Annotated in this window: 6 protein-coding genes; 2 read left to right on the top strand and 4 right to left on the bottom strand. The window is 43.7% G+C overall.

What is annotated here, in order from left to right; translation table 11 throughout:
* Positions 1–403: 403 nt before the first annotated feature.
* Entirely contained in the window at positions 404–679 is a 276-nt protein-coding gene (locus VLN09_RS10655; protein WP_325246349.1) for a Trp family transcriptional regulator, read from the top strand.
* A 241-nt stretch (positions 680–920) separates the two neighbouring features.
* Here the strand turns inward: VLN09_RS10655 and VLN09_RS10650 are convergent, their stop codons facing one another.
* The 4 genes from VLN09_RS10650 to VLN09_RS10635 all read right to left on the bottom strand — a co-directional run bounded on the left by VLN09_RS10650 (position 921) and on the right by VLN09_RS10635 (position 6,439).
* Positions 921–2,117: an ABC transporter permease gene (locus VLN09_RS10650; protein WP_325246347.1), complete on the bottom strand. Its 1,197-nt coding sequence runs from the start codon at positions 2,115–2,117 to the stop codon at positions 921–923.
* Positions 2,117–3,430, bottom strand: a complete 1,314-nt coding sequence (locus VLN09_RS10645; RefSeq protein WP_325246345.1) for an ABC transporter permease — start codon at positions 3,428–3,430, stop codon at positions 2,117–2,119. Before VLN09_RS10645 ends, VLN09_RS10650 begins: the two co-directional genes overlap by 1 nt.
* A 3-nt stretch (positions 3,431–3,433) precedes the next feature.
* Positions 3,434–4,687 (bottom strand): HlyD family secretion protein, encoded by a 1,254-nt coding sequence (locus VLN09_RS10640; protein ID WP_325246343.1) that lies wholly within the window; start codon positions 4,685–4,687, stop codon positions 3,434–3,436.
* Positions 4,688–4,777: 90 nt separating this feature from the next.
* Positions 4,778–6,439 carry a TolC family protein gene (locus VLN09_RS10635; protein ID WP_325246341.1) on the bottom strand — a complete coding sequence of 554 codons (1,662 nt, stop codon included), beginning with the start codon at positions 6,437–6,439 and terminating at the stop codon, positions 4,778–4,780.
* A gap of 525 nt (positions 6,440–6,964) precedes the next feature.
* Here VLN09_RS10635 and VLN09_RS10630 point away from each other — a divergent pair.
* A partial coding sequence (locus VLN09_RS10630) for an FGGY family carbohydrate kinase (protein WP_325246339.1) occupies positions 6,965–7,674 on the top strand: 710 nt, incomplete at its 3' end.

Raw genomic sequence — 7,674 nt, 5'->3', positions numbered from 1 at the left:
AATACGTCAGCAAGCTACGATAAGGGTTAGTACTCATAATATTCAATCTTTATAAAAAGGATAGATTAACAGCGATTGTTGTTTCAGCATTCTAGTACAGTAGTACAAAAAAAACAAGTAGAGTGATGGATGTTTTAGCATTGCTTGATTAAAGCTCTGTTTTAAAAAAATTCAATTCAGTATAAAAACGATACAGCGGGACTGGAATTAATTTTTTGCAGCCTCTGTCTGCGCAGGCACAGCAAGCAAGAAAAATTGATATCAGCAGTACGTTATGTATCGATATTGCTTTTCCCTGACTATAAAACATTCAATCACTTTACTTGTTTTTTTTGTACTACTGTACTAGAATACTGAAACAACAATCGCTGTTAATCTATCCTTTTTATAAAGATTGAATATTATGAGTACTAACCCTTATCGTAGCTTGCTGACGTATTTAGCTCATTGCCATGACGGTAATGATATCAATGAGCTATTAACGGCGCTGCTAACGGATAAAGAGCGACACGAGATTGCCAATCGTATTCGTATTTTTGATTTATTAGAGCGCGGCGTTACCCAACGTGACATATCTGAGCAGTTGGGCGTCGGTATCGCAACCGTCTCTCGCGGTGCCAAAGCCATGCAAAATCATGATGTAAGCGCGCTGCTCGCCACCCACAGACAAAACGATTGATGCTCAAGCAATGTTAGCTGAACTTATTTTAGCTATAGTTGAAATATTTTAAAGTCGCTACAGTATTGCTGGTGTAAATTTTTTGCAGCCTCTGTCTGCGTAGGCACAGCAAGCAAGAAAAATTTGCACCAGCAATACGTGTTGTATCGATATTACTTTTCACCGACTATATTTATAATAGCGATAACCCGTCACTAAAGGCGAGTCTATTTTACTCTGAAAGGACTATCTATTATTTACTTTAATAAGCGCTTTTACGCTCTGACGTTAGCCAGCGGAATAGTAGCAGTAGAATAAAGTAAAACAACCACAATCCTGCCAGCGCATAAAACCCTGTTGCTACTTGCGCAATACTGGCGCCCATTTGATTTAATTGGACAGAAGTATTGATGCCAGGCGTCGTAGGCAATAACCAGCGAATAATCTGCAAAAATTCAGGAAGCTGATGTGCAGGCCACGGATAACCGCTGACGAAAAACATCGGTAATGAGCTAAAAATTAAAATTTGCATACTGCGCTCACGCTGGCGAAACCATAATCCAAGTACGCAGCCAAGCGTTGCAACTGTGGGACAAAATAGCAGCAAGAATAGTAAACTGCCGAGCATGTTTTGTCCGCGTGGATAGTCATGAAGCTCAAATGCCCAACCGTAATAAAAGCAGCCAATCACAAAGCTAAACATACTTAGCGCGGCAATACGCCCAAGCCAGCCACGAATATTGGTTCTATGGCGTCGTTGCTCATACCACGTACCAATCAGCATCGCTGTTGACATTAAAAGCGTTTGCTGCAAGATAAGAATAGACACCGCTGGCACGACGTAAGCGCCATAACCTTCAGTTTGATTGTATAAAGGCATAATCTTTAGCGGTACTGCTTGAGTATTAGCAGCGGCAGTGGCTAGATACGCCCCTTGCGCTACGTTTTTCTTCACCTCAATACCTGCTGATACGCTACTAACGGCTTGTAAGAATCCCATTTGCACGTTTTTATTTAATAGAAAATAACCGCCATTACCAAGAACGCTGACGCTAGCGGCTTTGCCTGACAATACTTGCTGTTCAAGTCCGCTTGGAATAATCATATAACCTGCAATGTCATCCGCCCACATGGCATCAATTGCTTGCTGCTCATTTAAAAAGCGTTTTGTATCTAGTTGCGGGCTGGCACTGGCATAGCGAACGATGGTTTGGGACAAAGGGCTATTGTCTTTATCAACAATGCCAACAGGCACGTGATTGACCACTTCGGTCGAATAAGGCCAAGGATAAAAGAAGCCATAAATAATCGGCGCAATCATCAGCAGTAACAGCACACCTTTATCAGAAAACACGTCTTTTATCGTTTGTAAAAAACTACCAAAGAAGTTTGCTGATGCTAGAGTTTCTTCTGGTACGAAGGTTGCAGTAGAAGGTTTATGATTTGGTTCGGATGACATCAGCGTGCTCCCCAGCGTTCAGGATGCGCTAATGCGCGTTTACTTAATAAAGCCGTTAAATATAGCGTAACGAGCGTCGCTACTGTCAGCCCATAAACAATCGGTAAGGATATGATGACAGGCGCTTGCATCTGTAACTGTGAAATATGCAGCTTAAGATAATGAGTAAGCGGCAATACATCTGACCAATGCTGAGCGTTCTCACTGATAGCGATATAAGGAAACGTCACTCCAGCGAAGGCGTAAGAAGGTGCTGAGATAAACGCCGTCGCCGATAAACCCATACGTAATGAGAATGAACTTAAGGTAAATATAGCGCCAAGCCAAAAAGACAGCATCATCAGTAACACAAGGCTCACATAGGTGATGATAAGAGCGCTGGTAGCAATCAATTGTTGCGGCGCGGCAAGCCATAAAGCCAGTATCGACCAAATACTATAAGCCAGTAGCGGCCAAAAGTATTTGCCCAATAAGCCAAATATTAATACCAAAATGCTTACTTTTTCTGGTGCTTGGTGTTGGCTGTATGACACATTATTTGATGGGCTAGTCTCGCTGTCATTATTAGGGTGATTATCGTTAGACGGTAATGTTAAATGAGCACGACTGCTATCAATAAAACGATACCAACGACCGATGCGCTTATCACGCAATTCACGACCGATTGTCGTTGCACCAATAACCATTGCCAAGATATGTAGCAACGCAGGAATGACCGTCGATGCTAAAAACTGCTGATAATCAGTCGTGGCATTAAATAAGCTGATGCGTTGAATGCTAATAGGAGAGTAAGCAATCGCCGCTTGCGATGGTGCCATACCTTGTTTGACCAAGCGCTTCATCTCAACGCCTGCTGATAAGGTACCGATGACAGATTGCACACTGGTTTGGATAATGCCAGAGTGAGTACCGTACTGGGCATTAACCTGTAAGACAATAGGAGCAGGTTTATTAGATGAGATATTGCGAGAGAAATCCTCAGGGATAATGACCACGGCATAAATATCGCGTTGCAAGATAGCGGCTTTTGCTGCAGCAGATGAGTGATACAGCTGTTTTACCGTCAAATTGGGGTTGGCTTCCAAATAACGTACAGCCGTGTTGGCGACAGGTCCACGGTCGTTATCAATCACTCCTATGGGCAAATCAGTGATTTGTATTTGTGAAAAAATCCACCAAATCAGTAGCACGGTAGTCAGCGGTATCCAAACCACCATCGCCAAGTCCCACGGATTTTTGGCTAAAAACCGCCGCTCGTAAGCCGCACTGCGTAAGAAAGCATTAGCTAGCCCACTTAGCTTAATCAGGCGCATGGCTTACTCTTGGTTCTGATTGGCGAGGGCAGGATTAAGACGCACAATCACGCTCATACCTGAGCGAATGCGTCTATCTGGGGCAGTTGGTCGGGCTTTGACCTCAAAGGTACGAACATCAAAACCATCATCATTATTGGTCGGTCGCCAGGTGGCAAAGTCAGACAAGGTTGAGGTAGCATAGACGGTAAATTGCTTAGTATAAGGTTTTTCAGGTGATGATAAAGCGGGGATAGTACCCATAAATCGTTGACCAATCGCAAACTGATTCAAGTAGGTTTCCGTGACATTTAAGACGACCCATTGGTCATTGGTATTGACTAAGGTTAATAAAGGTACTCCTTGACCAATGACTTCGCCTGCATTGACGATGACATTGTCCACGACACCAGAGATTGGGCTTTTTAAGTTGGCTTCCTCTTTTGCTACCAAAGCTTCCTCTAATTGCGCATCGACTTGCGCAACTTGTGCGGTTGCTGCTGACTTATCTTCGCTGCGTGTGCCTTCCATGGCTAGCTCATACTGTAAGCGTGCCGCTTCGGTTTGATCTTGAGTGGCAAGATATTGGGCATAAGCCTCATCGCGCTTTTGCCGTGCCATCAATCCTTCTTCGTAGAGACGATTGACGCGCTGATAGGTGTTTTCTGCTAAATCAGACGCGGCTTTATTGGCTTGCCAAGCGGCTTTTGCTTGAGCGATTTCTTGCGGACGCGCACCATTTTCTGCTTTATCCAATTGACTTTGCGCGATTTGCTTGCCGGCACGCGCTTGATTGATCTTGGCGTTAATCTCAGGCGAGTCCATCTCAATTAGCTGCTGACCGACCGTTACTGCATCACCTTCTGTGACCAATATTTTTGCAATACGCCCCGGTACTTTTGCCGCGATAGACGTTTGCTGCATTTGCATCTGCCCTTGTAGGGTAATGATTTTCGGCTCGCTATTCTGAGTGCTCTTATATAAGCCATAAGCAATCACACCCAAAATAACTAAAATCACCAGCGCCAAAATCATCTTTTTGATCTTTGCTGATTTGTCGTTTTGTTCTGACTGGCGCTTATAGCTTGGCAGCGTTTGCTCGGGCTCAATATCGGTATCAGTGCTGCTATTAATATCAGCCTTAGACGCATCAGTATCATTTGCATCGACTGCAGCATCGATGGGCGCAGAATTATCATTAGTATTAATTGATTCAGCCGATGAGTTTGAGTCGTTTAGTTTGCGCGAGTCGCCTGATTCGTTGGTAGATTCAGTCATGACAGTGAGGTTCCTAAAGCAATAAAGTCGGTAATAAGCAAAATAAATCGTTTGTCGTCTGATATATGTTAAGACGATAAATAGTCGATGTTATTTTTCATATAAAGTGGGTAGCCGAATATCGGCAGCATTGAGATAGGCATTAAAAGCAAGTGGCGTACCGCAGCTTTGCATGAGGGCAGCCAATGACTGTACATAGCTGTTGGCAGCTTGTGCTTGCTCAGTACGTGCTTTAAGTGATTGCGTTTGTGCTTGTACCACATCGACCGTAGTATTCACGCCTTCTTGTAATCCTAAGCGCCGCAATCGCAAAACTTCTGCGGCCAAATCAACATTGCTTTGCAATGCTTGATAGCGTGATTGGGCATTATTGACATCGTGCCAGTTTTTTTCTACCAGCAGTAGCAGGTTGTCACTGACGTTAATCTCAGAGAGATCGGCTTGACGTATTTGAGCATTACTTGAAGCCAGTGATGCAGTTTTATCAAGCCCGCCCCATAGCTTCCAACTGGCAGATATACCGGCGACCCAGCTAGGGTCTTTTTCAAGTTGGCCATAACCATATAGCAAGACCGTCGGTTTGTAGCCAGTATCCGATAGCGCGTGCAACTGCTGAGCCTGTGCGCGCTTGGCTGCGACCTTTTGTAATCCTGGATGATTATTCAGTGCCAAATCTTGGAAATAGCTCACATCTGGTAGGGGGCGACTAGAGACAAACAAAGGCGTAGTCGGTTTAATGCGGTAGTCAGTACGTAGCAGTCGTTGTAGCGCAATCATGGCTAGGCGAGCGTCATTATTGGCATTGACGGATTCACTTTTGGCATCAGCAAGAGCAGATTGTGCTTCTAATCTATCGACGCGCGAGATAAAGCCTTCTTCAAATAGGCGCTCTGCCATATGGTCGGTCTGCTGCAATGTGTTGTAAGCGTCTTCACGCAAGTAAGCGGCAATAATCGCTAATTGCGCCTTAAAATAGCGCTCAATTAACGTGTTATAAAGCTCGTTCTTATCAAGTATGCTATCTGCCACAGCTTCTTGGGTGCGCGCATTTGAGGCGCCAGTCAATGCATCTGTACGACCAGCAGTATAAATGGGCCAGACCACACCAATACCTGCGCCCGCTGTTGCTCCTGAACGCTTGAGATCATAAGAATCCGGAATCCGCGTACCGACCAATTCACCAAAGTTTGGTAAATCTGGCAGATTTGCAATAGGAGGAACCACATTGTCGACGCTGCTATTTACTTCATTAATAATACCGTTTCTGAGAGAGGATAAGTCTATATCCTGATCTAGATGGTAAGCACTGGCTGATACTCGAGCAAACACTAGCGGGTTGTCGATGGTTTTGAGAGCGTCAGTTTGGTATTCGCTAGCGGCGATGGCTGCTTGATTGGCAGCCATTTTGGGTGATACTTGGACTAAAAGCTTTTGCGCTTGTTCTAGACTTAAAAAGCTCGAGACTTCTAATGGATAGCTGTTATCAATCGCTTTGTGTGTGATAGGGTCGATAAGCGTGGTTAATGTTCTTTGTTCAGCATGAGTATCTGCTAACGTATGACTGGGTGCTATGGCTATCTTATTATTGTTAATCTGACCATCAGCGTCCACAATTTGTGTCACAGTCACGGGTGGCACATTATTTTGTGATTGTATGCTCCCTATGTCAGTGCTAGCGTAAGTCACGACAGGCACGCTCATGAGTGCAACGGTCATCATAGCAGTCGGTAGCGCTGATAAAGTGAATTTCATAAGTCACATAAGCCATTAATTAGAATGTAAGGTATTATAAAATAACGTACAGCATCAATAGATTTCATCGCTCAGAATATAGAGCCATTACATTTACACTATTATAGACTATTTTCTAGTAAGCGAATAAATGATGCTGAAATAAATCATTTGTATTTAAACGCAAAAGCGATTTGAAATGTAAAAGCGCTAAAAATCCGTCATTCACAATAAGGCGTACACTGTAGAGCCACAATGGTGACGGGTCAATGCTCAGTATTTTGCCGTTTTCTATTGTGTGGGCAGTAGCGGTATGATAGAGGCTTGACTTAATTCTTAAATATTCGTTTATAAGTAATATCATAGCGAATAGGAAGTTTTAAATTTAAGCGATTTAGATTCAAATAATTTTTATTTTTTAGTCTTATTATTAAAGAATTTAGTCAGCAATTAATAAAATACACAGTGATCAACAAACAGTAAATAATGAATAGTCACTGGATTGTCATTAAATAGAATAAATCATATCAGCAGAGGGTGCGCGCAATGGCAGGATATATTTTGGCTTTGGATCAAGGAACAACATCGAGTCGAGCAATATTGTACGATGATCACGCGCGTCCTATTAAGATGGTGCAACAGCCAACGACTCTAAAAACACCAAGCGCTGGATTTGTTGAGCAAGACGCGCAGCAAATTTGGCAAACCCAGATCAGCTGCGCGCATGATGTTATCAATCGGGCAGGTTTGCTCGCTACCGATGTCACTAGTATCGCGATTACCAATCAACGCGAATCTATCGTAATGTGGGACAAGCAAACAGGCAAACCATTGGCACCCGCTATTATTTGGCAGGATAGACGGACAGCAAACTACTGCAAGACCCTCGCTGCTGAAAGTGCTGATAACAGCATGAATGAGCGTGTCAATCAAGGCGTCAATAAAAGTGACCCTCAATATGATATGGCACACGAAGTACAACGCATCACAGGCTTGCGGTTAGACCCGTACTTCAGTGCCAGTAAGATTGCTTGGCTGCTCGAAAATAACCCCAAACTTAGCGTGCGTGCCAGCAAAGGTGAGATAGCGGTTGGCACCATTGATAGTTGGCTAATCTATAAATTAACAGGCGGGGAGCATTTCATCGATGTGACCAATGCCTCTCGTACGGTGCTGTTTGATATTCATAAGCTGGCGAGGTCAGAGACGCTTTTCGATCGTTTTGCAATTCCCATGAATATATTGCCCAAGGTGTT

The sequence above is a fragment of the Psychrobacter sp. genome (assembly GCF_035469765.1).
GTDB lineage: Bacteria > Pseudomonadota > Gammaproteobacteria > Pseudomonadales > Moraxellaceae > Psychrobacter.
Note: the sequence above shows the minus strand (reverse complement) of the source record. Positions and strands in the feature narration are given on the sequence as shown.

Coding starts and splice junctions, on each gene's coding strand:
- VLN09_RS10655 (WP_325246349.1), top strand. CDS start 404: ATGAGTACTAACCCTTATCGTAGCTTGCTGACGTATTTAGCTCATTGC.
- VLN09_RS10650 (WP_325246347.1), bottom strand. CDS start 2,117: ATGTCATCCGAACCAAATCATAAACCTTCTACTGCAACCTTCGTACCA.
- VLN09_RS10645 (WP_325246345.1), bottom strand. CDS start 3,430: ATGCGCCTGATTAAGCTAAGTGGGCTAGCTAATGCTTTCTTACGCAGT.
- VLN09_RS10640 (WP_325246343.1), bottom strand. CDS start 4,687: ATGACTGAATCTACCAACGAATCAGGCGACTCGCGCAAACTAAACGAC.
- VLN09_RS10635 (WP_325246341.1), bottom strand. CDS start 6,439: ATGAAATTCACTTTATCAGCGCTACCGACTGCTATGATGACCGTTGCA.